The organism is Bradyrhizobium daqingense (assembly GCF_021044685.1).
Classification (GTDB): Bacteria; Pseudomonadota; Alphaproteobacteria; order Rhizobiales; family Xanthobacteraceae; genus Bradyrhizobium; species Bradyrhizobium daqingense.
Genome location: NZ_CP088014.1, coordinates 6,305,927 through 6,332,531 on the forward strand (window position 1 = coordinate 6,305,927; position 26,605 = coordinate 6,332,531).

Genomic DNA, 26,605 nt, shown 5'->3' on the forward strand with positions numbered 1-26,605 from the left:
CTGACTCGCTCGCCCGAGGTGGTCTAGACGTCAGCGAGGGAACGCCGATGGCGAACGTGCCGTTTGAGTTGAAGGGAAAGAGCGTTTTTGTCGCTGGCCACCGGGGAATGGTCGGCGGCGCGCTTGTCCGCCGGCTCGAGCAGGAAGATGTTCGACTGTTGACCATCGAGCGAAAGGAGCTCGATCTGCGGGACCAATCGGCGGTCTTCGCCTGGTTCTCCAAAGCGCGCCCCCAGGTGATATTTCTGGCCGCGGCCAAGGTCGGCGGAATCGTTGCCAACAATACTCTGCGCGCCGAATTCATCTACGACAACATCGCCATTGCCGCGAACATCGTTCATGCCGCGCATCTGAACGCCACGGAAAAGCTCATGTTCCTGGGCTCCTCCTGCATCTATCCGAGGCTCGCCGCCCAACCGATGCGCGAAGATTCGGTACTGACCGGCCCGCTCGAGCCGACGAATGAGCCCTATGCGATAGCGAAGATCGCCGGCCTCAAGATGGTGGAGGCTTATCGAAGCCAATACGGCTCTGATTTCATCAGCGTCATGCCAACCAATCTCTATGGCCCCGGTGACAACTACCATCCCGAGCACAGCCATGTGATGGCCGGCTTGATACGCCGCTTTCACGAAGCCAAGCTATCCGGCGCAGCACGCGTGGCCGTCTGGGGGACGGGTGCACCGAAGCGTGAATTTCTATACGTTGACGACATGGCGGATGCTTGCGTGCGCCTGATCAAGACTTATTCGAGCTCCGAGCTCGTCAACATCGGCACCGGCGAGGAGGTCACCATCGGTGAACTTGCCCGCCAGATCGCGGACACCGTCGGCTATCGCGGCGAGATCGTCTTCGACACGTCGCGTCCCGACGGCTCGCCGCGCAAGCTGCTCGATACGAGTCGGATTGCCGAGCTGGGATGGCAGGCGCGAACGCCGCTCAAGGAGGGTCTCAAGCTGGCTTACGCGGCTTATTTGTCGGAACAAGCAGCTTAGCAGGCGAAGGCTATCCTCGCCTGAACCAACTAATCCTGCTCGAGGCGCTTGGGCTCCGCGCGAAAATCGAGCAGCACGATCCAGAAGCAGACCAGCGCGACGACGAGGAGGATGAAGCTGCCTTCGAATGGCGCCCCGAGAAGCGAGATCAGAGACGGAAAGGCGAGGCCGACGCTGAGAAACGCGGCGAGCGCCATGGCCGGCAGGTCGACCACGAGGATCGCGGCATAGAGCGCGAGCTCGAAGAAGGCATATTCCTTGAGGCGCGGCGAGCTGAGGTAGAGCGCGAACATCGCCAGCACCGTGATCCGCATGGCGACGCGGGGATGATCCATCAGCCAGCGGTCGAGGCGCATCGGAAGCGATCCCCCTTCCCCCTCCGGCCGGCTGCCGACCGCGCGCAGGACGGACAGGGCGAACGGCACCAGCACGAGCGCGAGTGCTGCGAGCGCATAGGCCGCGAACAGCGCGGGCTTGCCGCCACCGATCCTGGCATGGTCCATGACGCTCAGCACCAGCAGCAGCAACGACGGATTGGCCTCGAGGAGATCGACAACATGCTGGCCGGGGATCTGCCCCGCCATCGCCAGCTGCCAGCTTGCGAACAGGTCAGGATACAGCAGCTTCGATAACAGGATCGGGACGCCAAAGCTGAAGGCCGCCACTGCGATCAAAGCCAGCTTGCGGCCGCGCGGCAGCGGCAGGAAATAGAGCGCCGCGAGCACCGGGAAGAACACCAGCTTGAACGAGGTGACGAGGCCGAGCAGCGCGGCGCCGGCGAGGCGCCACGAGAAACCCTGATCCTTTGAGGCGTCCGATGGAGGCGGCCGAAGCAAGAGCTTCAGCGCGATCGCGGTCAGCAAACCGCTCAGGATCGCAAAATTCCCAGATGCCACCACCCATTCGAAACCGACGAACGCGCCGAGCGCGCAGAGCACCCGGAGTGCAACATCGCGCGCGCTCGAAGGCGCTCGGCCAAGGCCGGGCAAGATCAGTCCACAGAGCACGGCGAGGACGACAAAGATGCCTCTGTAATGCTCGACCAGAGCGCCGCCGGCGCAGAGGGGGCGGAAGACGTCCAGCGTCACCGGCAGATAGGGATAAGAGAGCTTGGTGCCCTTCAGGTTCTTGACGAAGTAGGGATCCCGGCCCTCGGCATGCGCCTCGACCGCTGCGCAATTGACGCGGGTGTCCCAGCCATATTTCAGGTCGAGCGTGGCGTCGTTGGCGAGATTGCCGAGCACCAGCAGCGCCGTCAGTGCGATCAGGCAGGCAAGCCAGACGTTCCGCCGCGCGGCCGTACCGGCCGAAGGTGCCAGCCATCGTGCAGCATCAGTCATGTCGGACACTGGCGAATACCCTGTTTGGCTTGGTTTTCCGGGCCGGTGCGGCGCCTCATCGTCTCAGCCATACTGTGAACAGGATGCGTTTCGGTTTCATCCTGCCCGGTCGGAAAGGCCGCACCGGCCGCCGATCTTTGGGAAGGATGGTGAATCACTCGTTTCCAGCCGGGGCAATTGCCCGAGTTGCGGGCGCTGGCCGGCAAGGAGCGGTGATATCACACCAATTCTTGTTCGCCCTGCCCCCGCCTGACAGCCATCCCGAAACGGGGGTTGTGCGATGCAGCATTGGAAGGGATAAAGCCCTCGATTTCAAAGGTGAGCTTCCTTGTCCGACGTCAATGCCGACGATTGGGTGTCCTCCGGGCACCGTCCCATGGGTTTTCCCGAATTCGTCATCGTGATCGCGTCCATCATGGCGCTGAACCCGCTTGCGATGGACATGATGCTGCCGGCGCTGCCCAATATCGGCACCGCCTTCAAGATTCCTGTCGCCAACCATCTCCAGCTGGTGCTGTCGACCTTCCTGATCGGCTTCGGCGCGGGGCAGTTCATCATGGGCCCATTGTCGGACCGGTTCGGCCGCCGTCCCGTCTTGCTCGGCGGCATGACGGTCTATGCTGTCGCGAGCCTGCTCGCGATTGCAGCCCCCACGTTCGAAACGCTGCTGTTGGCTCGGGCGCTGCAGGGTTTTGGCACCGCGGCGACGCGGGTGATCGCGACCTCGATCGTCCGCGACTGCTATGTCGGCCGCCGCATGGCGAGCGTGATGTCGCTCGCGATGATGGTGTTCATCGCAGTGCCGGTAGTCGCCCCGTCCTTCGGACAGGCAGTGCTTCTGGTATCGCAATGGCGCGGCATCTTTGTCGTGCTGACGCTGTACGGTCTGCTCGCGCTCGCATGGAGCGTGCTGCGCCTGCCGGAAACCCTGCCCGAGTCCGAGCGCCGCTCGCTGGCGCTTGGCGACGTGCTCGCGGCTTTCCGGCAGACCGTGACCCACCGACAGACCATCGGTTACGCGATTGCCGCGGGGAGTGTCATGGGCGCGTTGTTCGCCTTTGTGTTCTCGGCGCAGCAGGTCTTCACCGGCATCTACCATCTTGGCCATTATTTCCCCCTGGCCTTTGCGGCGATCGCCGCAGGCGTTGCCATCGCGGGCTTCCTCAACGCGAGGCTGGTCGGGCGGCTCGGCATGCGCGTGATCTCGCACGGGGCCCTGACGCTTTACACCGCGGTCGCCGGCGTCATGCTGCTGACCGAAATCCTCGGCGTGCTGCCGCTGTCCCTGTTCATGGTGCTCTCCGCCCTGATGATGTTCTCGTTCGGCATGATGGTCGCCAACTTCACCGCGCTCGCCATGGAGCCGCAGGGCCATATCGCCGGCACCGCCTCCTCGCTCTACGGCTCGATCACGACGCTGATCGGGATCGTGGTCGGCATGGCGATCGGCCAGAGCTTCGACGGCACGCTGCTGCCGTTCTCGGTCGGGTTCTTCCTGTCCACGCTCGCCGCGCTCGCGATCGTGCTGGTGGTGGAGAAGGGGCGGCTGTTCAGGCCGCATCATCGCCCGATCGCCTAAGGAACCAGCGCGCCGGCTCGATGTTGTACTGCAGCAAATCGAAAGGCCGCGGTATGGAACTGGACCACCACAACGACAATCGCGACGCGGAACCGCAGCAGACGGAGCATTCCGAGCCGGTGGGACAGACGGCATTTACGCGGCCTTTCGCGAGCGAGGGGCTCGAGCGGCTGCGCGACAGCCATTGCTGACACAAGTTAGTCCAGCGTCCGCCGGCTGGCGCTGAAATCATCGGCTACGCTCTCGGGAACCGCCTCGGTAAGCCGCGGCGGCGCTATCAGGACAATCACCTGCCGGGTCACACCGGGCCTGCCTGCCAGCGACGCTTGCACGGTGAACTCCCGCCTGACGACGTATCCGGCGCGCGCCGACACCCAGTGCATCCATCGATTGCAATAATCCTGGCCCCGGAAGCAGAGTGCTGCCCAACCCCGGTCCAGCGACCGCTGCAACGAGCCCAGGCTGCGTTGATAGTCGAATGCCCGTTCATGATGCGGATGGTCGGAACCATAGAAGGCCATGGCAAAGGCCAGCGGATCATCGCCGCTCACGATGCCGAGCGGCTTGTCCGTCAGCTCGCGCCATTCGCGTGTCAATTTGCTGGCCGCCTCTGCATAAAATTCGCGCCCTTCCTCGTAGCCGTGACCGTTGCGGTAGGCGGCGTGGATCGGCGCAGCGACCAGCACGGCGGCGAGCGCGACGCCTGCCGTGATCACGGTGAGATTGACCGTATAGAAGCGCTCGATCGGGTAGCTCGCGCCGCAGACCACGAGAACGGGGAACAGGAACAGCCCCTGCAACGCCCATAGCGAGGGCAGATCTGTGCCCATCACCAGCGACGTCGAGACCGGCAGCATGATCGTGCCGATCGTGACGTAGAACAAAAGCCGCAATCCCGGACTCATGGCGGCGAAGTCGGCCGGAAACTGCTGCAGCCGCGTCCCGGCGATGAACATCCAGAGCACGGCCGGAACGCTCATCGCCGCCGCGAGCCCGAGCACGAAGTTCTTCGCCTCGCCGAGGGACATCGCGGCATAGCTGCCTGCGTGCACCAGTGCGTAGACGAAGGTCGATGCTCCCGTCGTTGCGAGCCAATGGATGTGTGGTGACAGCGCCGCGAGCCCGACGACGGTCGAGATCCAGGGCGAAGCCGAGGTGAAGTAGGCGCGCCGTGCCGGGTGGGCCAGCGCCGCAAATGCGAAACTCGCCACGAGAAAGATCGAATAATATTTGCCCAGCATTGCCAGCGCCATGGTGCATCCCGCCGCGGCGGCCCAAGATGCGGCGCGCGTCTCGAAGGCGCGGAGGAAGCACCAGGTTGCCAGCGGCCAGGTCGCGAGCAGCACTGCATTGGCATTGAAGCGCTGGGCATGGAATTGATAGGCCGGCGTCAGCATCAGCAGCAAAAGCACTAGCACGCGCTTGTGCCCAGTCACGAATTGCCGCGCGATACGATCGACGAACACCAGCGCAAGCCCGGCATTGGCCATTGCCATCAATTGCAGCGACCAGTCGGTGGACGGGAAGATCGCGGTCCAAGCGGCGACGACCCAGCCGCTCAACGGCGGATGCTTGTGATAGCCCCACTCGAAATTCCGGCCCAGCGTCCAGGCCTCGAGCGTATCAGGGTGGAGGCCGCCGCCGGCATAGGCGACGACCAGATAGAGTGTCCAGATCGCGACGAAGCAGCCGATGAGAAGCGGCACCGCCCAGCCGGCCTCGACACCATCGAGCCAACGCAGGAAAGGCCGCCGCCATTGTGCCGGCGCGCGATCCGACCTTTCGGCCATCGCCTGGAATGCAAAGTCGATCGACACGGGAATCAAATAAGGAAAGAGAAGCGAAAGGACGCCACATCTATTTCAACAGAGAAGCAAATGGCAATGCTTGGAAACTGGAAGAGTTAAAGGCGTCCACCATCCCGACCGGCCGAGGACAGACAAACGAAAACGGCGCCGCTGAGGACAGCGGCGCCGCGTAACGATGAACATGAAGGGCGCGAGGGGCCCTTCCGCCTACTCCGTCTTGTCGATGTTCCAGAACACCGGCGTCGCGGGGCCGTCGAGCACGCCGGTCAGCGATTTGCGCCAGCCGCTCGGCAGCAGATACTGCCCCAGCGGAATGTAGATCACCTGCTCATAGGCCTGCTTCTGGATGTCGGCGGCGATCTTCTTCTGCTCGTCGAGCGAGGACGTGCGCACGAAGGCGTCCTTGAGCTGCTCGATCTTGGCGTCTTCCGCCCAGCCGAACCAGCCCTTCTTGCCCTGGCCGCCGATCGAGAGATTGGCGATCGGGTTGGAGACGTCGGCCGCGACCCAGTTGGTGAAGAACATGTTCCAGCCGCCTTCCTTCGGCGGTTTCTGGCTGGCGCGGCGGCTCACCACCGTCTGCCAGTCGGTCGCCTGCAGGTCGACCTTGAAACCCGCCTCGCGCAGCAGCTGGGCCGCAACGATCGGCTGCGCCTTCAGTGTCGTGACGTCGCCGGGCGCCATGATCACGATCGGCGTGCCGTCATAGCCGGACTCGGCAAGGGCCTTCTTGGCCTCCGCCATGCCGTTGCCCTTCACCAGGGTCTCGGAGCCCACATCGGTCGCGAGCGGCGTGTCGCATACGAAGAATGCACCGCAGATCTTCTGGTACTTCGCGTTGCCGACCAGCGCGTCGAGCACGTCCTTCTGGTTGATCGCCAGCAAGGCGGCACGGCGCACCTTCACGTTGTCGAACGGTGGATGCAGGAAGTTCATCCGGCCGAGCGTCTGAAAGCCGAACTTGTTCAGGGTCTCGATCTTGAGCTCCTTGTTCGCTTCCAGCACCGGCAGCATGTCGAACGGCAGATTCTCCATGAAGTCGATGTCGCCCGACTGCAAGGCGTTCACCGCAGTCTGCGAGTCCGGCATCGTGATCCACTCGACGCGATCGACCTTCACCACCTTGCCGCCCGAGGTCCAACTCGCAGGCTCCTTGCGCGGCACGTAATCGGTGTTCTTGACGTAGACCGCCTTCACGCCCGGCTGGAATTCTGACGCCACGAACTTGAAGGGGCCCGAGCCGATCTGCTCCGGAATCTGCTTGTCCGCCGGCGTCTCGGCAAGACGCTTGGGCATCATGAAGGCGACGCGCGACGAGGGCTTTCCGATGGAGTCCAGCACGAGGCCGTAGGGCTCCTTCAGCTTCAACGTGATGGTCTTGGCGTCGGTCGCCTCGATGCTCGCGGTGAAGTCCATCAGCTTCTGGCCCATGCCGTCGACCGCGGCCCAGCGCTTGAGCGAGGCGACGCAGTCTTCCGCCGTCACAGGCGCACCGTCATGCCACTTCAGGCCGTCGCGCAGCGTGAAGGTGTAGGTGAGCTTGTCGTCGGAGATCTTCCAGTCCGCCATCTGCGGCTGGACCTTGAAATTCGAATCGGTGGCGACCAGCGTGTCGTAAACCATGTAACCATGGTCACGCGTGATGTAGGCCGTGGTGAAGATCGGATCGATGATGCGCAAATCCGAATGCAACACCGCCGTGATGGTCTTGCCGGCGGCAAACACCGGCGAGGCCATCGCCGTGGACAGCGCGACGACCGACAGCGCAAGTTTGGAGGCGAACGCGCGAGGCCCCCGGCGCAAGAAGTTGAACATGGAAAGTTTCTCCTGACGTGAAACTGTTCAAAGGCAGATTATTGGTTGAGCATCCGGTTCGTTCTTTGGGCGAACTAACCTCATGCAATGCCTTTATCTTTTCAAGACTTGCAGACAGTGCCGAGCGCGTCAATCCGGTTTCGCTGCAAGCCCTCGCGGCGTGCGCACGGGCTCCACAAGGATCGGTTTAGCTCTACAACTCTCTCCGCTCGTCCTGCCCGCGCCGATGCAATGCGCGTTCCACCTTGCGAAGCTTGAGAGACATTGAGATGAATCCAGCCAATCTTCCCTTCGATTCCGAGGCGATGCTCCAGGGCCTGCGCGGCTGGGTGGAATGCGAGAGCCCGACCTGGGACGCCGATGCCGTGAACCGCATGCTCGATATCGCAGCGCGGGATATGGCCATCATGGGTGCGACGATCGAACGCATCGCCGGGCGCCAAGGCTTCGGCGGCGTGATCCGCGCGCGCTTTCCCCATCCCAAGCAGGGCGAGCCTGGCATCCTGATCGCAGGACACATGGATACCGTCCACCCGGTCGGCACCATCGAGAAGCTGAAATGGCGGCGCGAGGGCAACAAGTGCTACGGCCCCGGCATCTACGACATGAAGGGCGGTAATTACCTGTCGCTCGAAGCGATCCGGCAGCTGGCGCGCGCCGCCTTCACCACGCCGCTGCCGATCACCGTGCTGTTCACGCCGGATGAGGAAGTCGGCACGCCCTCGACCCGCGACATCATCGAGGCCGAGGCCGCACGCAACAAATACGTGTTGGTGCCCGAGCCCGGTCGCGCCGACAACGGCGTCACCACTGGACGTTACGCCATCGCACGGTTCAACCTCGAGGCGACGGGACGGCCGAGCCATGCCGGCGCAACGCTGTCGGCGGGACGCTCGGCGATCCGCGAGATGGCCCGGCAGATCCTCGCGATCGACGCGATGACCACGGACGACTGCACCTTCTCGGTCGGCGTCGTGCATGGCGGACAATGGGTCAACTGCGTTGCCACGACCGCCACAGGCGAAGCGCTGTCGATGGCCAAGCGCCAGGCCGATCTCGATCGCGGCGTCGAGCGAATGCTGGCGTTGTCGGGCACGACCAACGACGTCACCTTCAAAGTGACCCGCGGTGTGACGCGGCCGGTCTGGGAACCGGACGCGGGCACCATGGCGCTGTACGAAAAGGCCCGAAGCATTGCCAAGTCGCTCGGCGCCGAATTGCCGCATGCGAGCGCCGGCGGCGGCTCCGACGGCAATTTCACCGGGGCCATGGGGATCCCGACGCTCGACGGCCTGGGCGTGCGTGGCGGCAATGGCCACACGTTAGAGGAGTATATCGAGGTCGAAAGCCTGGTCGAACGCGGCCGACTGATGGCGGGATTGCTGGCGACGCTGGAGTGATCAAGGCGATACCCCGTCATGGCCGGGCCTGACCCGGCCATCCACGCCTTTGCCCGAGCGGGAAGAAAGACGTGGATGCTGGGTCAAGCCCGGGCAGGACGACCATTGGGGCTCCCGGCCCGGATGGCACAGGAATTGCTGAAATGTTAGGCTGATGGCAGGCTTGTCGAAGACCCTGCCCAATTTGACTCTAATCTGACGGATCCAACTTGCTCGGATATCTCGTTCGCCGAATCTTCGCCGCGGTGCCCGTGATGGGCGTCGTCGCGCTGTTCGTCTTCCTGCTGCTCCGCCTCACCCCCGGCGATCCCGCCGCCATCCTCGCCGGCGACAATGCGACGCCGGAACGGCTGGAGCGCATCCGCACCTCACTCGGCCTCAACGAGCCCCTGATCGTGCAGTTCGTCACCTGGGTGAACAAGCTGCTGCACGGGGACCTCGGGACCTCGCTGATCTCCAACCTGCCGGTCATGAAGATGATCAGCCAGCGTGTCGAGCCGTCGATCTCGCTCGCGCTGGCCACCATCATCCTCGCCGTGATCGTCGCCGTCCCCCTGGGGGTGATCGCGGCCTGGAAGCACGGCACCTGGATCGACCGCTTCGTCATGGGCCTGTCGGTGCTCGGCTTCTCCGTTCCGGTCTTCGTGGTCGGCTACCTCTTGATCCAGGTCTTTGCGATCGAACTGCGCTGGGTGCCGGTGCAGGGCTTCCGCAGCATCTTCAACGGCTTCGGGCCGTTCTTCGAACGCATCATCCTGCCGACCTGCGCGCTCTCCTTCATCTACATCGCTCTGATCGCACGCATGACACGCGCGGCGATGCTCGACGTGCTCGGCGAAGATTACGTCCGCACCGCCCGCGCCAAGGGCATCAACGAGGTCGCGGTGATGATGCGGCATGCTCTACGCAATGCAGCGGTGCCCGTGATCACCGTGATCGGTACCGGGTTTGCGCTGCTGATCTCCGGCGTGGTCGTCACCGAGAGCGTGTTCAACATTCCCGGCATCGGCCGCCTCACCGTGGATGCGGTGCTGGCGCGCGACTACCCGGTGATCCAGGCGATGATCCTGCTGACGTCGCTGATCTATGTCATCGTCAACCTGCTGATCGACGTCGCCTACACGCTGCTCGATCCCCGGATCCGGTACTGAGGCAAGGGTAACAACAAGAATGTCCGTCGATAGCCTTCCCCAGTCGTCCATTCCGATCACGTCGCCGCTGCGGCCGCGCTTCGGATTCCTCACCTCGACGCCGATCATCGCGAGCGCCACGGTCCTGCTCGCGCTGATCGTGCTGATCTCGATCCTGGCGCCGCTGATCGCGCCGTATGATCCGATCCAGCTCGCGCCGTCGCAGCGGCTCAAGCCGTCCTCGGCGCAGTACCTGCTCGGCACCGACGCCTACGGCCGCGACGTGTTGTCGCGCGTAATCTATGGCGGCCGCATCTCGCTGCTGATCGGCATCGGCGCGGCGATCCTGTCGATCGCCATCGGGCTCGCGATCGGTCTCGTCTCCGGCTTCTTCAAATTGGTCGATGCCGTGCTGATGCGCGTCATGGACGGTCTGATGGCCATGCCGAGCATCCTGCTCGCGATCGCCGTGGTCTCGCTGTCCGGCGCCAGCCTCTGGACCGTGCTGATCGCGATCACGATCCCCGAGATCCCGCGCGTGGCGCGCCTGGTGCGCTCGGTGGTGTTGTCGGCGCGAGAGGAGCCTTATGTCGAAGCCGCGATCTCGGTCGGCTCGTCCTTGCCGAAGATCATGTGGCGGCATCTGATGCCGAACACGGTCGCGCCGCTGATCGTCCAGGGCACCTATATCTGCGCCTCCGCGATCCTGACCGAAGCCATCCTGTCCTTCCTCGGCGCCGGCATTTCGCCAGAGACGCCGACCTGGGGCAACATCATGGCCGAGGGCCGGCAGTACTTCCAGATCAAGCCGTCGCTGATCTTCTACCCGGGCCTGCTGCTCTCGATTGCCATCCTCAGCATCAATCTGATTGGCGATGCCGCCCGCGACGCCCTCGATCCGCGCATGAAGCAGCGGGAGGGGAAGTGATTATCCTCAGTTTCGTCATTCCGGGGCGCGACGAAGTCGCGAACCCGGAATCCACCTCACCACTTGCATCGCGGCTCAATGGATTCCGGGCTCGCGCTCACGCGCGCCCCGGAATGACGAGCGAGAGTTTGGCGGCATGAGCAACACCATCCTCGACATCAACAACCTCGTCGTTTCCGTCGGCAAGAAGCCGGGCGCAACGAAGATCATCGACGGCATCTCGATCCAGGTGCGCGAGCGCGAGACGCTGTGCCTCGTCGGCGAAAGCGGTTCGGGCAAGTCGGTGACCTCGCTCACCACGATGGGCCTGTTGCCCAAGGGCACGCTGGTGCCGACGAGCGGCAGCGTCAAGCTGGTCGGTGAGGAGCTGCTGAGCGCGACCGACCGCCGCCTGCGCCAGCTCCGTGCCACGCAGATGGCGATGATCTTCCAGGAGCCGATGACCGCGCTCAATCCGGTGGTGCCGGTCGGCCGCCAGATCGATGAGGTGCTGCGCGCCCATACTGATCTCGACGGCAGGGCACGCAAGAAGCGCATCCTCGACATGATGGAGCATGTCCGCCTGCCCCAGGTCGAGCGCATCTTCGCTTCCTATCCGCACCGCCTCTCCGGCGGCCAGCGCCAGCGCATCATGATCGCGATGGCGCTGGTGCTCGAGCCGAAGCTGCTCATTGCGGACGAGCCGACCACCGCGCTCGACGTCACCACACAGAAGCAGATTCTGACGCTGATCCGCGACCTCCAGCGCGATCACGGCACCGCGGTGCTGTTCATCACCCACGACATGGGCGTGGTCGCCGAGATCGCCGACCGCGTCGCGGTGATGCGGCAGGGCCGCCTGGTCGAGACCGGCCCCCTCGACACCGTGCTGCGCAATCCGACCATGGAGTACACCCGCAATCTGCTCTCCTCGGTGCCGAGCCTGGTGCCGCGGCCGCCGCGCGCGCAGAGCCGCGAGCCGGTCGTGCTCGAAGCCAACGAGCTCGGCAAGATCTACAAGGAGCGCTCCTTCTTCGGCAAAGGCCGCGAGGTCGTGGCCGCCGACAAGGTGACGCTGACGCTGCGCAAGGGCCGCACGCTCGGCATCGTCGGCGAGAGCGGCTCCGGCAAGTCGACGGTCGCGCGCTGCATCGTGCGCCTGATCGATCCGACCTCCGGCGGCGTGCGTCTCGCCGGCCGCGAGATCGCCGACATCTCGCGCCGCCTGCTGCAGCCACACCGGCAGAAGATCCAGATCGTGTTCCAGGATCCCTACCGTTCGCTCAACCCGCGCGTCACCGTCGGCGAGAGCATCGCCGAAGGCCCGGTCAACTACGGCGTGGCCCACGCCGACGCGATGAAGCGGGCGCGCGAGCTGCTTGAGCTCGTCGGCCTGCCGGCCGACGCGGTGTCGCGCTATCCGCACCAGTTCTCCGGCGGTCAGCGCCAGCGCATCGCCATCGCGCGTGCGCTCGCGCTCGATCCGGACGTGCTGGTCGCAGACGAGGCCGTCTCCGCACTCGATGTCTCCGTGCAGGCGCAGGTGCTGGAACTGCTCGACGAGATCCAGAAGCGGCTCGGCATTGCGATCCTGTTCATCACCCACGACCTTCGCGTCGCCGCGCAAATCTGCGACGAGGTGGTGGTGATGCAGCATGGCCGCGTCGTCGAGCAGGGTCCCGCCGCCGAGGTGCTGACGCACCCGAAGGAGGCCTATACCAAGGCGCTGCTGGATGCCGCTCCCGGCCGCGACTGGGATTTTGCGAACTTCCGGCCGGTGTCGGAGGGCGTGGGGGCGACCGCGTAACTCTCTCCGTCGTCATTCCAGGGCATCGCGAAGCGATGAGCCCGGAATCCATCAGGCTGCAGACTTCGCCGCACAATGGCTTCCGGGCTCGCGCCCAAGAGGGGCGCGCCCCGGAATGACCGCGGAGCAGCATTCCCAAAACGATCTGACCCTATGCGTGGCGCGATTGCTTCCCACCTTGCCCTTGCAGCAAGGCCGGGGCAAATTTCGCGCACTCTTGATGACTGGACTTGAATTGATGACACGTATCGCCGTCGGCGGCTTCCTGCACGAGACCAACACCTTCGCTCCGACGAAGGCGACGTTCGCGGATTTTCAACATGGCGGCGGCTGGCCGGCGATGACTGAAGGTGCCGACGTGTTGAAGGTGATGCGGCGCATCAATGTCGGTCTCGCTGGGTTCGTCGACAGCGCCGACGAGAGCGGCTGGGAACTCATTCCCACCATCGCCTGCGGTGCCAGCCCGTCGGCGCATGTCACCAAGGATGCCTTCGAGCGCATCGTGAAGGTGATGGTCGGCGGCATCGCGGCCGCCGGTCCGCTCGATGCGGTCTATCTCGACCTGCATGGCGCCATGGTGACCGAGCATCTCGACGACGGCGAAGGCGAAATTTTGGCGCGCGTGCGCCGCGTCATCGGCAAGGATGTTCCGCTGGTTGCCAGCCTTGACCTGCACGCCAACGTCACGCCCGAGATGATCGCGCATGCCGACGCGCTGATCGCCTACCGCACCTATCCGCATGTCGACATGGCCGAGACGGGCCGAGCCTCCGCGCGGCATCTCGCACTGTTGCTGAAGACGAAGCAGCGCCTGGCAAGATCGTTCCGGCAATTGCCGTTCCTGATCCCCATCAGCTGGCAGTGCACCAACGATCAGCCCACCAAAGGCATCTATGAGAAGCTCGCCGCGCTGGAGAGCGATGCGGTTCCGACACTCTCTTTCGCGCCGGGCTTCCCCGCCGCCGACTTCCGCGATTGCGGGCCGAGCGTGTTCGCCTATGGGACGACACAAGCCGATGCCGATCGTGCGGCCGATGCGATGGTGAAGCTGATCGAAAGCCACGAGAACGATTTCGACGGCAGGATCTGGTCGCCCGACGACGGTGTGCGTCATGCGATGGAGCTGTCCAGGAACGCAAGCAAGCCGATCATCATCGCCGACACCCAGGACAATCCCGGCGCCGGCGGCGATTCCGACACGACCGGCATGCTGCGCGCGCTTGTGCGCAACAAGGCGAGCGCCGCGACGGGGGCGATCTACGATCCGGCCTCGGCCAAGGCGGCACACGAGGCCGGCGTCGGCGCCACCGTGACGCTGTCGCTCGGCGGCAAGTCCGGCATTCCCGGTGACGAGCCCTATACCGAAACCTTCGTCGTCGAGACGCTTTCCGACGGCCGCTTCATCGCGCCCGGCCCCTATTATGGCGGCCGCGAGATGGAGATGGGCCCCTCCGCATGCCTGCGCATCGGCGATGTCCGCGTGGTCGTGTCCTCGCACAAGGCCCAGCTCGCTGACCAGGCGATGTACCGCTATGTCGGCATCGAGCCGACGCGCGAGAAGATCCTGGTCAACAAGAGCTCGGTGCATTTCCGCGCCGATTTCGAGCCGATCGCCGAAAAGCTGATGATCTGCGCCGCGCCCGGCGCGATGCCCGCTGACACCGCCACTCTGCCCTGGACGCGCCTGCGCCCGGGCATCCGCACCAAGCCGAACGGCCCCGTTTTCACACCTCCCTCACGCTGACTGGAGAACACATGCCCACGATCGACCGCATCGACGGTTATGCCGACGAGCTCACCGCCATCAGGCGCGACCTCCACGCCCATCCCGAGATCGGCTTCGAGGAAGTGCGCACTTCCGGCATCGTCGCCGACAAGCTGAAGAGCTGGGGCATCGAGGTGCATCGCGGTCTCGGCGGCACCGGCGTGATCGGCGTCATCAAGGGCAAGGGCACGGGCACCAAGCGCATCGGCCTGCGCGCCGACATGGACGCGCTGCCGATGGAAGAGAACACCAATCTGAAATGGAGCTCGAAGATTCCAGGCCGCTTCCACGGCTGCGGCCATGACGGCCACACCACCATGTTGCTCGGCACCGCGCGCTATCTCGCCGAGACCAGGAATTTCGACGGCACCGTGCACCTGATCTTCCAGCCGGCCGAGGAAGGCCTCGGCGGCGCCCGCGCGATGATCAAGGACGGGCTGTTCGAGAAGTTTCCCTGCGACGAGCTCTACGGCCTGCACAACGCGCCCGATCTCAACCACGGCGAGATCGCGATCCTGCCCGGCCCGGCGATGGCGAGCGCTGACTTTTTCGACCTGCGCATCACCGGCTACGGCGCGCACGGTGCGATGCCCGAGCGCTCCAAGGACGCGGTGGTCATCGCGACCACGCTGGCGCAGGCGATCCAGACCATCGTCAGCCGCAACGTCGAGCCGCTGCAGGCCGCGGTGGTGTCGATCACCCAGATCCACGCCGGCTCAGCCTACAACGTCATTCCTGGCGATGCACATCTCTGCGGCACCATCCGCACCTTCTCGAAGGAAGTGCGCACCCTCGTCAGCGAACGCATCCGCACCATCTGCGCCGGCATCGCCAGCGCCTACCAATGCGTGATCGACGTCGACATCCGCGACACTTTCAATGTGCTGGTCAACCAAGTCGAACAGTCCAAGGTGGTTGAGGAGGTCGCGCGCACCATCGTCGATCCCGCCAACGTGATCACGCGCGCCCAGCCGAAGATGGGCAGCGAGGATTTCGCCGACATGCTGGAGACCATCCCCGGCGCCTATTTCTGGGTCGGCCATGACGGTTCGGTGCCCGTGCACAATCCCGGCTTCGTGCTCGACGACAAGATCCTGCCGATCGGCGCCAGCATGTTCGCCCGCATCATCGAGACCCGCATGCCGGTAGGTGGCAATGCATAGGCCGAGGGCCGAAGAGACGGTCACCTCGCTGCACGATCTGTCCGCGGTCGATCTGATCGCGGGTTATCGCGCCAAGCAATTCTCGCCGAGCGAGGTGCTGGAGGACGTGCTCGCGCATGTCGCGGCGTGGGAACCGCATCTGAAGGCGCTCTATGCATTCGATCCCGACGGCGCGCGCGAGGCCGCCAAGGCTTCGACCGCGCGCTGGACCGGCGGCGAACCATCCGGCGCGCTCGACGGCGTGCCTGTGACGGTGAAGGACAACATTGCGACCAAGGGCGTGCCGGTGCCGCTCGGCGCGGCCAGCGTCAAGCTGGTGCCGGCAGAGAAGGACGCGCCGCCCGCGGCGCGGCTACGCGAAGCCGGCGCGATCATCTTCGCGAAAACCACCATGCCCGATTACGGCATGCTGTCCTCGGGGCTCTCCAGCTACCACGCGCTCGCGCGCAATCCCTGGGACCTCACCAAGAACCCCGGCGGCTCCAGTGCGGGCGCCGGCGCCGCCGCTGCGGCCGGCTATGGACCGCTGCATCTCGGCACCGATATCGGCGGCTCGGTGCGCCTGCCCGCCGCCTGGTGTGGCCTCGTTGGCTTGAAGCCGAGCTTCGGCCGCGTGCCGATCGAACCGACCTATGTCGGCCGCGTTGCAGGTCCCATGACCCGCACGGTCGACGATTGCGCGCTGATGATGAGCGTGATCGCCAAACCCGACCGGCGCGACGGCACGAGCCTACCCGCCGAGCCGCTCAACTGGAAAGGATTGGAAAAGTCGCCGGGCAAGCTGCGCATCGGCCTGATGCTCGATCCCGGCTGCGGCCTGCCGCTGGAGAAGTCGGTGCGCGAGGTCGCGGTGAAGGCTGCCAAGGCGCTCGAATCCGCAGGCAGCGTCGTCACCGAAGTCGACGGCATCCTCACACGCGAGATGCTCGACGGCCTCGACAATTTCTGGCGCGCGCGGATGTGGGACGATCTGTCCAGGCTGACGCCGGCTGAGCAGGCCAAGGTGCTGCCCTACATTTTCAAATGGGGCGAGTCCGGTGCGAAGCTTTCGGGCGTCGACGTCATCCGCGGCTTCAACCAGACCATGGCAATCCGCGCCGCGGCGGGAAAGCTGTTCTGCGAACTCGACTACGTGATCTCGCCGACCGCGCCGAACGTGAACTATCCGGCGGAATGGGCTTCGCCCACCAACGATCCCATGAAGCCGTTCGAGCACATCGCCTATACCGTGCCGTGGAATATGTCGGAGAATCCTGCGGTCTCCGTCAATGGCGGCTTCGATGCCAACGGTTTTCCCATCGGCGTGCAGATCGTCGGCCGCCGCTTCGACGATCTCGGCGTGCTCGGCATGGCCAAGGCGTTCGAGGGCCTGCGCGGCGCGCAGCGGCCCTGGCCAAGCCCGCCGGCGAAGTAGCGTCTGAGCACAAGCGCGGCCTCGCCCTGCGCATCCATCCTCTTTAGGAAGATGGATTGCCGGGTCAAGCCCGGCAATGACACAATCAATTCAAGAATGACAGGGAAGGAAACACCATGGCGTATGAGACGATCAAATACGAGGTCGCCGAGCAGATCCTCACCATCACGCTGAACCGGCCCGACAAGCTCAACGCCTTCAACGCGCAGATGCAGAGCGAGCTGATCGACGCGTTCGACGCTGCCGACAAGGACGACGATGTCCGCGCCATCATCGTCACCGGCGCCGGCCGCGGCTTTTGCGCGGGCGCCGATCTCTCCTCGGGCGCCGACACGTTCGACCGCGACGCGCGACGCGGACCGGTGAAGCGCCTCGCCGACGGCAAGGTCGATTACAGCGATCCGCAGGTGCGCGACGGCGGCGGCCAGGTGACCTTGCGCATCTTCAAGTGCCTCAAGCCGGTGATCGCGGCGGTGAACGGCCCGGCCGTCGGCATCGGCGTCACCATGCAGCTCGCGATGGATATCCGCATCGCATCGGAGGCCGCGCGGTTCGGCTTCGTGTTCTCCCAGCGCGGCATCGTGCCCGAGGCGGCCTCGAGCTGGTTCCTGCCGCGCATCGTCGGCATCTCGCAGGCGCTCGAATGGTGCTATTCGGGCCGCGTCTTCCCGGCGCAGGAAGCGCTTGCCGGACGCCTCGTCAGCAAGGTCGTCGCGCCCGATGATCTGCTGCCGACCGCCCGCGCGCTCGCCAAGGAATTCGCCGCGAAGACCGCGCCTGTGTCGGTGGCGCTGATCCGCCAGATGATGTGGCGCATGATGGGCGCCGACGATCCGATGGAGGCCCACAAGGTCGACAGCCGCGGCATCTATGCACGGGGGCGCTCGGACGACGTCAAAGAAGGCGTGGTGTCGTTCCTGGAGAAGCGTCCGGCACAGTTCAAGAACAAGGTGTCGACTGATATGCCAGACTATTTCCCGTGGTGGACGGAGCGGGAGTACAAATAGGTTCGTAGGGTGGGTAAGCGCAGGTAATCCACCACTCTCATTACCGCGCAAGCAGAAGTGGTGGGTTACGCCTTCGGCTAACCCACCCTACGGCACCGTCAATCCATCACCAGCGCCACCCGTCCGATCGCCTTGCGGTCGAGCAACAGCCGCATCGCCTTCGCATAATCCTCGAGCGGCAGGCGGTGCGAGACGTTCGGGCGCAGCTTGCCCTCCTCCGCCCATTGCAAGAGCGCCTTCAAGCGCACCTCGCCGAGCCCAGGGTTCCTTCGCACGGCTTCGCCGGCGCGCACGCCCAGCACGCTGGCGCCCTTTATCAGCAACAGATTGGTCCTGGCCGAGCCGATGCCGCCGGTGAAGCCGATCACGAGCAGCCGCGCGCCCCAGGCAATGCAGCGCATCGAATCCTCGAAGACCTGGCCGCCGACGGGATCGAACACGACGTCGGCGCCGCGGCCGTCGGTGATGCGCTTGACGGCATCGCGAAACGGCTCGCGGTCGTAGCGGACGAGATGATCGGCGCCGCGCGATTCGGCGATCGCAAGCTTCTCGTCGCTTGACGCGGTCGCGATCACGGTCGCGCCCAGCATCTTGCCGATCTCGACGGCGGCAAGGCCGACACCGCCACCGGCGCCATGCACCAGCAGCACCTCGCCAGGCTCGACCCGGCCGCGATCGATCAGCGCGTGATAGGCCGTGCCATGCCCAGCGAGATAGGTCGCAGCTTCCGCATAGTCGAACGTCGACGGCATCGGGGTGAGCTGCGACGGTGTCACCACCGCTTCGTCGGTGAAGGCGCCGTGGCGCATCTTGACGATGACCTTGTCGCCGACGGCAACGCCGCTCGCCTCCGCGCCCACTTCGGTGATGTCGCCGGCGGCTTCCATGCCGGGGGTGAACGGCAGCTCCGGCTTGAGCTGGTATTCGCCGGCGGCCATCAGCACGTCCGGAAAGTTCAGTCCGGCGGCGCGGATCGCGACGCGCACCTCGCCGGGCTTCAACGCGCGCGAAGGAAACTCCTCCAGCCGCAATGTCTCGGGCGGGCCGAGTTCGCGGCAGACGACGGCCCTCACCATCAGGCTGCACTCGCCTTGCGGCGCAGAAGCGCCTCGCGGATCAGCGGCATGCGGTCATTGCCGAAATACATGTCGGTCTTGCCGACGAAGATCGTCGGCGAGCCGAAGCCGCCGCGGGCCACGACCTCCTCGGTATTGGCCTTGAGCTGGTCCTTGATGCCCTGCTCTGCGATGCCGGCGAAAAACTTCTGCTCGTCGATGCCGACTTTCTTGCAGATCTCGGCCAGCACCGCGTCCTGCGAGATGTCCTTGTCCGCGCCCCAATAGGCCTCGAACACGGCGGTGGCGAACGGCACCATGTCTTGACCGAGCCAGATGCAGCCGCGCATGGCTTTCACGCTGTTCACGGGAAAGACGGTGGGCGGCATCTTGATCGCAAGTCCCGCCGAGCGCGCCCAGTCATCGAGGTCCTTTTTCATGTACCGCGCCTTCAGCGGTACCGGCTTCTCACGCTGGGCATAGACGCTCGGATTGACCGTGTTGAAGATGCCGCCGACCAGGATCGGCCGCCAGACGATCTCCGCCCCGAGCTCCTTCGCGAGCGGCTGGATGTTGTGGAAGGCGAGGTATGTCCAGGGGCTGGAGCAGTCGAAGAAGAATTCGATCATGGCGTTTCCTTTACTGACGGACCTCATCCTGAGGAGGCCGCGGAGCGGCCGTCTCGAAGGATGGCCAGGGTGACGGTCGGGCCTTCATGGTTCGAGACGCGCCTGCGGCGCTCCTCACCATGAGGAACGGGTACTAACGCTTCCCCAGCATTTCCTTCGCACGCTGGCCGAACATGATCTTGCGTGATTCCTCGTCGAACGGCTCCTTGACGAATTTTCCGATCGCAAGGCCCGCCTGCACCTGCGGCCGGGCGCGCACCTCGGCATACCAGCGCTTCACGTTCGGATAGTCGTCGAGCGTGAAGCCTTGCGCCTTGTGCGTCATGGTCCAGGGGAAGCAGGCGATGTCGGCGATCGAGTAGTCGCCGGCGACATAGGCGCCGGTCCTGCCGAGCTGGCGGTCGAGCACGCCGTAGAGCCGCGCCGCCTCGTCGCGGTAGCGCTCGATCGCATAGGGGATTTTTTCTGCCGCGTAGAGCGCAAAATGGCCGTGTTGCCCGAGCATCGGCCCGAGGCCAGCCATCTGCCACATCACCCATTGGATGGTGGTGGAGCGGCCGCGCAGGTCCGTGGGTAAGAGACGGCCGGACTTCTCCGCCAGATAGATCAGGATCGCGCCGGTCTCGAATGCCGAGAACGCGGCGCCGCCATCGGCAGGCGGTGGTCGATGATCGCAGGGATGCGATTGTTCGGGGAGATCGCCAGAAACTCGGGGCTGAATTGCTCGCCGGCACGGATGTTGACGGGCTTCACCGTATAGGGAAGCCCGAGTTCCTCCAGCATGATCGAGATTTTCCAGCCATTCGGCGTCGGCGCGTAATAGAGGTCGATCATGATCTTTCCCTTGGACCTTTCCTTTCGGCCGTCCCTGTCACTGCCGCCAGCCAATGACGACTTTTGTTGTTCTGTACCTCGACGTTAGGACATGGCAGGAAGGGGCGCAACACAACCTGCCGGGAGGGCCGCCATGCTGTTTCCAACCACGATCGCCGGCTCCTTGCCGAAGCCGGAATGGCTCGCCGAACCCAACATGCTGTGGGCGCCCTGGAAGTCGCAGGGCGACGAGCTCTTGCGCGCCAAGCGCGACGCGACGTTGATCTGGCTGAAGATCCAGGAGGACGCCGGTATCGACATCGTCACCGAGGGCGAGCAGGCCCGCCAGCATTTCGTGCACGGCTTCCTGGAGAAGGTCGAAGGCATCGACTTCGCGCACAAGGTCGAGATGGGCATTCGCAAGGACCGCTACAAGGCGATGGTGCCTCAGGTGGTCGCCCCGCTCCGTCTCAGGGGACGCGTTCACGCCGACGAGGCGCGCGTGGCGCGTTCGCACACCAAGAAGAAGCTGAAGTTCACCCTGCCAGGCCCGATGACCATCATCGACACCATCGCGGACCGCTACTATGGCGACCGCGTCAAGATGGCGTTCGCTTTCGCCGAGCTCCTGAACGAGGAGGCCAAGGCGCTGCAGGCCGACGGTGTCGACCTCGTGCAGTTCGACGAGCCCGCCTTCAACGTCTACATGGACGAGGTCAACGACTGGGGCATCAAGGCGCTGGAGCGCGCCGCGCAGGGCCTGACCTGCACCACCGCCGTTCACATCTGCTACGGCTACGGCATCAAGGCCAACACCGACTGGAAGGAGACGCTCGGCAGCCAGTGGCGGCAGTACGAGCAAATCTTCCCGGTGATCGATGCGAGCCCGATCCAGCAGGTCGCGATCGAGTGCCGCAATTCGAAGGTCCCGCTCGACCTGTTGGCTCTGCTCAAGACCAAGGTGGTGCAAGCCGGCGTGATCGACGTCGCCAGCGACACGGTCGAGACCGCCGAGGACGTCGTGAAGGTGATCGACGCGGTGTCGAAATTCGTCCCCAAGAGCAACATCATCGCCACCACCAATTGCGGCATGGCGCCGATGCGTCGCGAGATCGCCGAGGCCAAGCTGATGGCGCTCGGCGCCGGGGCGGCGCTGGCGCGCGAGAAGCTGGGGTAGCGGCGGTCGGCGCGACGCTAACGCGACGCCGTCGGATGCAGCACCGGCAGATAGCCCGCGTTTAACGTGCGCAATATCGAAGGCGGCGTCAGTAGCGCCGCCTCGCCAAGCTGACGCTCGATCGTGGTATAGCCCCCAGGTGACCACAACAGCGCCCTGCCCTGCGTCACCAGAAAGCTCTCGTCACCCTGCTGAACCATCGCTCCTTCGGGAAGCTGCTCGAACGGCATGAGCAGTTCGTGCAGCCGTTTCCTGCCGTGTTCGAGCCGCTCGTGATGCAGCACCGTGTCGATATCGTGCATGCGGACGCCTTGTACGCGATTGCCCTTTTCCCATGCGGCCCGGAAGCGATTGGCATCGTCGCGGCGGCAGTAGAAGCAGGGCCGATGGCCGGCGGCAAGCGCAGTGGCCTCGTCCAGGAAGAACAGCTCGGTCCAGCTCCGCTGCGCCATCACTTCGCGGCGCCGCCCGCGGAATTCGCAGGTGCAGGTGAGCCAGGCCGGCGACGACCAGCGCTTCTTCAGCAGCGTCTTCGTGGCGGGATCGTGGATGATGCCGCGATTGCCTGTGAACAGGCCGCGATGAGAGGTGGCGATGATGTCGCCGGTGGGGGTGACGCGGTTTTGCAGGGCCATGGGCGCCTCCGCGCGTCATTGCGAGCGAAGCGAAGCAATCCAGAAATGCATCTGCGGAAGCAGTCTGGATTGCTTCGTCGCTCCGCCCATCGCAATGACGGCGGAATTCACGCCGCCCCGTCGCGCAGCGGCGGGTGGTAAGACAGCGCGGTGTCCCAGGGAAAGAAGATCCAGGTGTCCTGCGACACCTCCGTGATGAAGGTATCGACCAGCGGACGACCCATCGGCTTGGCGTAGACGGTGGCGAAATGCGCATCGGGCAGCATCTCGCGCACCAGCTTGCCGGTCTTGCCGGTGTCGACGAGGTCGTCGACGATCAACAGGCCCTTGCCGGTGCCGCCGCCGAGCTTCATCGCCGCCTCGGAAATTCCCTTGAGGACCTGGAGGTCGCCCTGCTTGTTGTGATCGTAGCTCGCGATGCAGACCGTATCGATCACGCGCACGCCAAGCTCGCGCGCCACGATCGCGGCCGGCACCAGGCCGCCGCGGGTGATCGCAATCACCGCATGGAACGGACCGACCTCGTTGAGCCGCCAGCTCAGCGCCCGGCAATCCCGGTGGAACTGGTCCCATGAGACCGGGAAGGCCTTGCCCGCCCGCTCCTGCGCGCTGAGTTCCGGTGCTTCACCCGCCATTGTCGTCTCCTGCTTCGTCCGTCGGCCGTCAGGTGCTAGCGGCTGACGTTCAATCCCGCCAGCATTTCCTTCACCGCGGCCATCGCGGCCGCGAGCTTGTCCGCATCGCGCGAGCGCACCACGAGATTGGTGTTGGGCCTCGAGTCCTCGTCCATGAACGGATAGCTGCCGATGATGGTGTCGGGATGGGCTTCTGCGATCGCGCGTAGCGGGCTGCCGATATCGCCTTCCCGCGCATTGGCGCGGACCGATTCGGACAGCATGCGCACGCCCGATTTCAGCTTCGGCGAGACGATGTCCATCATCGCCTGCATGATCGAGGGCACGCCGGCCATCACGATGACATTGCCGATCTTGAAGCCGGGCGCGAGGATGGTCGCGCTCTGGATCAGCTCAGCACCGTCGGGGATGCGGGCCATGCGCAGGCGGGCCTCGTTGAGGTCCTGCTCGCTCCAGCGCTCGCGGAAGCGCGCGACCACCTCCGGATGATGATCGATGCCGACGCCGAACGCCTTGGCGACGCTGTCGGCGGTGATGTCGTCATGGGTCGGGCCGATGCCGCCGGTGGTGAAGACGTAGGTGTAGCGATGCCGCAGCGCATCCAGTGCGGCGATGATGTCGGGCTCGTCGTCGGCGACGACGCGGACCTCCTTCAGGTCGATGCCGATATTGGTCAGATATTCGGCGATGAAGCCGATGTTCTTGTCCTTGGTCCGGCCCGACAGGATTTCGTCCCCAATGACCAGAATGCCCGCCGTGACGATCTCGCTCATAAAACTATCCCTCACCTGTGGCGCCGACTTTGCCGAGGTAACGCGTTGAAGTCACGCGGTTTTGCTGCCGAAATAAGCAGTCCTCAGCCATTTTTTCAGGCACGCCGCCAGCCGTCCCCGGCAAATGCCCATCCTCCATGCTTATCGCGATGGCCCGGCCCTTGCTACCACATGAAAGTCATGCACTCTTGCCGCATGGACGCGGGACGTTACGGCCTTCACTAGGGCTTGGCGGCCTGTCCAATGACGCAACGCCTTGCGGAGACAAGTCGGGATCTATGGCAGTCGCGTTTGATGAAATGAACATTCCGGGTGGGGACCTTCGCCCCGCCTATCAGGAGCTGGCACGCTGGCTCAAGGAGACGCCTCCCGAGGCGCTCGAATATCGCCGCCAGGAGGCCGAGCTCCTGTTCCGACGCATCGGCATCACCTTCGCCGTCTACGGGGACTCCGACTCCACCGAGCGCCTGATTCCCTTCGACGTGATTCCGCGGATCATGTCCGGCAAGGAATGGACGCTGCTGGAAAAGGGCCTGAAGCAGCGGGTGCGCGCTCTGAACATGTTCCTGCGCGACATCTATCACGGCCGCGACATCCTGCGCGCCGAGATCGTGCCCGATGATCTGATCTTCCAGAACCCGGTGTTCCGGCCCGAGATGAACGGCCAGCAGGTGCCGCACGACGTCTATGTGCACATCGCCGGCATCGACATCGTCCGGGTCGACGCCGAAGATTTCATAGTGCTGGAGGACAACGCCCGCACGCCGTCCGGCGTGTCCTACATGCTGGAAAACCGCGAGATCATGATGCGGCTGTTTCCGGATCTGTTCGCCCGCCACAAGGTGGCGCCGGTCGAGCGCTATCCGGACGAGCTGCTCGCTGCGCTCCGCTCGGTGGCACCACTAAGCGCGTCCAGTGAGCCGACAGTCGCGCTGCTCACGCCCGGCGTCTACAACTCGGCTTATTACGAGCACTCCTTTCTGGCCGACAAGCTCGGCATCGAGCTGGTCGAGGGCCGCGACCTCATCGTCAAGAACAACGAAGTGTTCATGCGGACGACGGAAGGGCTGAAACGGGTCGACGTGATCTATCGCCGTGTCGACGACGACTTCCTCGATCCCCTCACCTTCCGTCCCGATTCCGTGCTCGGCGTGCCCGGGCTGATGTCGGCCTATGCAGCCGGCAACATCACGCTCGCCAATGCCGTCGGCACCGGCATTGCCGACGACAAGGCGATCTACTCCTACATGCCCGACATCGTGAAGTTCTATCTCGGGGAGGAGCCGATCCTGAAGAACGTGCCGACCTGGCGCTGCCGCGAACCCAAGGACCTCGCTTACGTGCTGGACAACTTGAGCGAGCTCGTCGTCAAGGAGGTCCACGGCTCCGGCGGCTACGGCATGCTGATTGGACCTGCCGCAACGAAAGCGACCATCGAAGCCTTCCGCGAGAAGCTCAAGCGCGAGCCGGAAGGTTTCATCGCGCAGCCGACGCTGGCGCTCTCGACCTGCCCGACCTGCACGGCATCGGGTCTTGCGCCGCGCCATGTCGACTTAAGGCCCTTCGTGCTCACGGGCAGCAAGCGTACCACGATCGTGCCGGGCGGGCTGACCCGCGTCGCGCTGAAGGAAGGCTCCCTGGTGGTCAATTCCAGCCAGGGCGGCGGCACCAAAGACACCTGGATCCTGGACGAGTAGAGCGAATGCTGTCGCGTACCGCCGAAAACCTCTACTGGCTCGCCCGCTACGTCGAACGTGCCGAGTACCTCGCGCGCACCATCGATGCGACCTTGCGCGTCACCGCGCTTCCCGCCGCCTATATCGGCAAGACCAATGAATGGGACTCAGCGCTGCTCACGGCCGGCGTCGCCGGCAGCTTCTATCAGCAATACGAGGAAGCCAACGAGAACAACGTCGTCGATTATCTCTCGTTCTCGGCAAACAATCCGTCCTCGATCAGGAACTGCATCGAGGCGGCGCGGCTGAACTCGCGCTCGGTGCGCACCGCACTGACCAGCGAGATGTGGGACACCATCAACTCCGCCTGGATCGAGCTCCAGGCGGTCTGGAGCAAGGGCACCTCCACGCGCGAGGATCTCGCGAAATTCCTGCGTTTCGTGCAGGAGACTTCGCTGCGCTTCGACGGCTCGGCCTACCGGACCATGCTGCGCAACGACGCCTACTGGTTCTCGCGGATGGGCGTGCATCTGGAGCGCGCCGACAACACCGCGCGCATTCTCGATGTGAAGTATCACGTGCTCCTGCCCGAGGAAGAGCACGTCGGCGGCCCGCTCGATTTCTATCAGTGGAGCTCGATCCTGCGCTCGGTCTCGGCACTGACGGCCTATCACTGGGTCTATCGCGAGACGCTGAAGCCGTGGCTGATCGCGGATCTCCTGATCCTCAACGACACGCTGCCGCGCTCGCTCGCAAGCTGTTACGGCAATCTGGTGCGCAACCTCGACCAGATCGGCGTCGCCTATGGCCGCCAGGGCCCCGCCCAGCGCCACGCCCGCGGCATCCGCAACCGGCTGGAACACAGCAATATGAACGACATTTTCCAGCATGGCGTGCATGAATTCATTCAGGAATTCATCGCAGATAATTCCAGGCTGGGCGAAATCATCACGAAGCAGTATTTGATCTAGTCAGGACCGAAACTCTCACCCTTCGTCATTCCGGGACGATGCGAAGCATCGAACCCGGAATCTCGAGATTCCGGGTCTGGTCCTTCGGACCATCCCGGAATGACCGATCAG

At 64.5% G+C, this 26,605-nt stretch carries 21 protein-coding genes and 1 pseudogene; 13 read left to right on the forward strand and 9 right to left on the reverse strand.

The genetic code is table 11. The annotated features are described in order from the left end of the window. Positions 1–47: 47 nt before the first annotated feature. Positions 48–995, forward strand: a complete 948-nt coding sequence (locus tag LPJ38_RS30155; protein ID WP_145640604.1) for a GDP-L-fucose synthase family protein — start codon at positions 48–50, stop codon at positions 993–995. Positions 996–1,024: 29 nt separating this feature from the next. Here LPJ38_RS30155 and LPJ38_RS30160 read toward each other — a convergent pair whose 3' ends face one another. Next, on the reverse strand, positions 1,025–2,335 hold the full coding sequence (locus LPJ38_RS30160) for a hypothetical protein (RefSeq protein WP_231088683.1): 1,311 nt from the start codon (positions 2,333–2,335) through the stop codon (positions 1,025–1,027). Between the two features lie 328 nt (positions 2,336–2,663). On the opposite strand from LPJ38_RS30160, the gene LPJ38_RS30165 reads away from it, so the two are divergent. Beyond that, positions 2,664–3,914 carry a multidrug effflux MFS transporter gene (locus tag LPJ38_RS30165; RefSeq protein WP_145640599.1) on the forward strand — a complete coding sequence of 417 codons (1,251 nt, stop codon included), beginning with the start codon at positions 2,664–2,666 and terminating at the stop codon, positions 3,912–3,914. A 197-nt stretch (positions 3,915–4,111) separates the two neighbouring features. On the opposite strand, the gene LPJ38_RS30170 is transcribed toward LPJ38_RS30165, so the two are convergent. Together LPJ38_RS30170 and LPJ38_RS30175 are read right to left on the reverse strand one after the other, a co-directional pair. Continuing rightward, positions 4,112–5,704 (reverse strand): glycosyltransferase family 39 protein, encoded by a 1,593-nt coding sequence (locus LPJ38_RS30170; protein WP_145640595.1) that lies wholly within the window; start codon positions 5,702–5,704, stop codon positions 4,112–4,114. 225 nt (positions 5,705–5,929) lie between these two features. After that, a complete protein-coding gene (locus tag LPJ38_RS30175) occupies positions 5,930–7,537 on the reverse strand; it encodes an ABC transporter substrate-binding protein (protein WP_145640592.1) in 1,608 nt (535 codons plus the stop codon). Positions 7,538–7,806: 269 nt separating this feature from the next. Between LPJ38_RS30175 and LPJ38_RS30180 the strand changes: the two genes are divergently transcribed. The 8 genes from LPJ38_RS30180 (at position 7,807) to LPJ38_RS30215 (ending at position 18,130) form a co-directional block, all read left to right on the forward strand. After that, positions 7,807–8,937, forward strand: coding sequence for a M20/M25/M40 family metallo-hydrolase (locus LPJ38_RS30180; RefSeq protein ID WP_145640589.1), 1,131 nt, complete (start codon positions 7,807–7,809; stop codon positions 8,935–8,937). 209 nt (positions 8,938–9,146) lie between these two features. After that, a complete protein-coding gene (locus LPJ38_RS30185; protein ID WP_167520704.1) occupies positions 9,147–10,088 on the forward strand; it encodes an ABC transporter permease in 942 nt (313 codons plus the stop codon). A 19-nt stretch (positions 10,089–10,107) separates the two neighbouring features. Further along, complete coding sequence (locus LPJ38_RS30190) at positions 10,108–10,995, forward strand: ABC transporter permease (protein WP_145640586.1); 888 nt, start codon at positions 10,108–10,110, stop codon at positions 10,993–10,995. 136 nt (positions 10,996–11,131) lie between these two features. Then, positions 11,132–12,781, forward strand: coding sequence for an ABC transporter ATP-binding protein (locus LPJ38_RS30195; RefSeq protein WP_145640584.1), 1,650 nt, complete (start codon positions 11,132–11,134; stop codon positions 12,779–12,781). Between the two features lie 238 nt (positions 12,782–13,019). Next, positions 13,020–14,525 (forward strand): M81 family metallopeptidase, encoded by a 1,506-nt coding sequence (locus tag LPJ38_RS30200; RefSeq protein ID WP_145640581.1) that lies wholly within the window; start codon positions 13,020–13,022, stop codon positions 14,523–14,525. A gap of 11 nt (positions 14,526–14,536) precedes the next feature. After that, positions 14,537–15,709 (forward strand): M20 aminoacylase family protein, encoded by a 1,173-nt coding sequence (locus LPJ38_RS30205; protein WP_145640578.1) that lies wholly within the window; start codon positions 14,537–14,539, stop codon positions 15,707–15,709. Beyond that, entirely contained in the window at positions 15,702–17,123 is a 1,422-nt protein-coding gene (locus LPJ38_RS30210) for an amidase (RefSeq protein WP_145640575.1), read from the forward strand. Before LPJ38_RS30205 ends, LPJ38_RS30210 begins: the two co-directional genes overlap by 8 nt. Before the next feature lie 116 nt (positions 17,124–17,239). Next, entirely contained in the window at positions 17,240–18,130 is an 891-nt protein-coding gene (locus tag LPJ38_RS30215) for a crotonase/enoyl-CoA hydratase family protein (protein ID WP_145640573.1), read from the forward strand. 98 nt (positions 18,131–18,228) lie between these two features. Here the strand turns inward: LPJ38_RS30215 and LPJ38_RS30220 are convergent, their stop codons facing one another. The 3 genes and pseudogenes from LPJ38_RS30220 to LPJ38_RS30230 all read right to left on the reverse strand — a co-directional run bounded on the left by LPJ38_RS30220 (position 18,229) and on the right by LPJ38_RS30230 (position 20,648). After that, positions 18,229–19,206 (reverse strand): NADPH:quinone oxidoreductase family protein, encoded by a 978-nt coding sequence (locus tag LPJ38_RS30220; RefSeq protein ID WP_145640569.1) that lies wholly within the window; start codon positions 19,204–19,206, stop codon positions 18,229–18,231. Continuing rightward, on the reverse strand, positions 19,206–19,814 hold the full coding sequence (locus tag LPJ38_RS30225) for a 2-hydroxychromene-2-carboxylate isomerase (protein WP_145640566.1): 609 nt from the start codon (positions 19,812–19,814) through the stop codon (positions 19,206–19,208). The genes LPJ38_RS30220 and LPJ38_RS30225 overlap by 1 nt, the downstream gene beginning before the upstream one ends. Positions 19,815–19,947: 133 nt before the next feature. Beyond that, a pseudogene (locus LPJ38_RS30230) lies at positions 19,948–20,648 on the reverse strand (glutathione S-transferase N-terminal domain-containing protein). 133 nt (positions 20,649–20,781) lie between these two features. On the opposite strand from LPJ38_RS30230, the gene LPJ38_RS30235 reads away from it, so the two are divergent. Next, on the forward strand, positions 20,782–21,804 hold the full coding sequence (locus LPJ38_RS30235; protein WP_145640564.1) for a methionine synthase: 1,023 nt from the start codon (positions 20,782–20,784) through the stop codon (positions 21,802–21,804). 17 nt (positions 21,805–21,821) lie between these two features. On the opposite strand, the gene LPJ38_RS30240 is transcribed toward LPJ38_RS30235, so the two are convergent. From LPJ38_RS30240 to LPJ38_RS30250, 3 genes are all read right to left on the reverse strand, one after another. Next, positions 21,822–22,439: a hypothetical protein gene (locus LPJ38_RS30240; protein WP_145640561.1), complete on the reverse strand. Its 618-nt coding sequence runs from the start codon at positions 22,437–22,439 to the stop codon at positions 21,822–21,824. A 107-nt stretch (positions 22,440–22,546) separates the two neighbouring features. Next, positions 22,547–23,074, reverse strand: a complete 528-nt coding sequence (gene gpt / locus LPJ38_RS30245; RefSeq protein ID WP_145640559.1) for a xanthine phosphoribosyltransferase — start codon at positions 23,072–23,074, stop codon at positions 22,547–22,549. A gap of 35 nt (positions 23,075–23,109) precedes the next feature. Beyond that, positions 23,110–23,847: a competence/damage-inducible protein A gene (locus LPJ38_RS30250; protein ID WP_145640556.1), complete on the reverse strand. Its 738-nt coding sequence runs from the start codon at positions 23,845–23,847 to the stop codon at positions 23,110–23,112. 278 nt (positions 23,848–24,125) lie between these two features. On the opposite strand from LPJ38_RS30250, the gene LPJ38_RS30255 reads away from it, so the two are divergent. Both LPJ38_RS30255 and LPJ38_RS30260 read left to right on the forward strand, forming a co-directional pair. Beyond that, positions 24,126–25,544: a circularly permuted type 2 ATP-grasp protein gene (locus tag LPJ38_RS30255; RefSeq protein WP_145640554.1), complete on the forward strand. Its 1,419-nt coding sequence runs from the start codon at positions 24,126–24,128 to the stop codon at positions 25,542–25,544. Between the two features lie 5 nt (positions 25,545–25,549). Beyond that, positions 25,550–26,494, forward strand: a complete 945-nt coding sequence (locus LPJ38_RS30260) for an alpha-E domain-containing protein (protein WP_145640551.1) — start codon at positions 25,550–25,552, stop codon at positions 26,492–26,494. The last annotated feature ends 111 nt before the right edge of the window (positions 26,495–26,605 follow it).

Coding starts and splice junctions, on each gene's coding strand:
- LPJ38_RS30155 (WP_145640604.1), top strand. CDS start 48: ATGGCGAACGTGCCGTTTGAGTTGAAGGGAAAGAGCGTTTTTGTCGCT.
- LPJ38_RS30160 (WP_231088683.1), bottom strand. CDS start 2,335: ATGACTGATGCTGCACGATGGCTGGCACCTTCGGCCGGTACGGCCGCG.
- LPJ38_RS30170 (WP_145640595.1), bottom strand. CDS start 5,704: ATGGCCGAAAGGTCGGATCGCGCGCCGGCACAATGGCGGCGGCCTTTC.
- LPJ38_RS30175 (WP_145640592.1), bottom strand. CDS start 7,537: ATGTTCAACTTCTTGCGCCGGGGGCCTCGCGCGTTCGCCTCCAAACTT.
- LPJ38_RS30180 (WP_145640589.1), top strand. CDS start 7,807: ATGAATCCAGCCAATCTTCCCTTCGATTCCGAGGCGATGCTCCAGGGC.
- LPJ38_RS30190 (WP_145640586.1), top strand. CDS start 10,108: ATGTCCGTCGATAGCCTTCCCCAGTCGTCCATTCCGATCACGTCGCCG.
- LPJ38_RS30195 (WP_145640584.1), top strand. CDS start 11,132: ATGAGCAACACCATCCTCGACATCAACAACCTCGTCGTTTCCGTCGGC.
- LPJ38_RS30200 (WP_145640581.1), top strand. CDS start 13,020: ATGACACGTATCGCCGTCGGCGGCTTCCTGCACGAGACCAACACCTTC.
- LPJ38_RS30205 (WP_145640578.1), top strand. CDS start 14,537: ATGCCCACGATCGACCGCATCGACGGTTATGCCGACGAGCTCACCGCC.
- LPJ38_RS30210 (WP_145640575.1), top strand. CDS start 15,702: ATGCATAGGCCGAGGGCCGAAGAGACGGTCACCTCGCTGCACGATCTG.
- LPJ38_RS30215 (WP_145640573.1), top strand. CDS start 17,240: ATGGCGTATGAGACGATCAAATACGAGGTCGCCGAGCAGATCCTCACC.
- LPJ38_RS30220 (WP_145640569.1), bottom strand. CDS start 19,206: ATGGTGAGGGCCGTCGTCTGCCGCGAACTCGGCCCGCCCGAGACATTG.
- LPJ38_RS30225 (WP_145640566.1), bottom strand. CDS start 19,814: ATGATCGAATTCTTCTTCGACTGCTCCAGCCCCTGGACATACCTCGCC.
- LPJ38_RS30235 (WP_145640564.1), top strand. CDS start 20,782: ATGCTGTTTCCAACCACGATCGCCGGCTCCTTGCCGAAGCCGGAATGG.
- LPJ38_RS30240 (WP_145640561.1), bottom strand. CDS start 22,439: ATGGCCCTGCAAAACCGCGTCACCCCCACCGGCGACATCATCGCCACC.
- gpt (WP_145640559.1), bottom strand. CDS start 23,074: ATGGCGGGTGAAGCACCGGAACTCAGCGCGCAGGAGCGGGCGGGCAAG.
- LPJ38_RS30250 (WP_145640556.1), bottom strand. CDS start 23,847: ATGAGCGAGATCGTCACGGCGGGCATTCTGGTCATTGGGGACGAAATC.
- LPJ38_RS30255 (WP_145640554.1), top strand. CDS start 24,126: ATGGCAGTCGCGTTTGATGAAATGAACATTCCGGGTGGGGACCTTCGC.
- LPJ38_RS30260 (WP_145640551.1), top strand. CDS start 25,550: ATGCTGTCGCGTACCGCCGAAAACCTCTACTGGCTCGCCCGCTACGTC.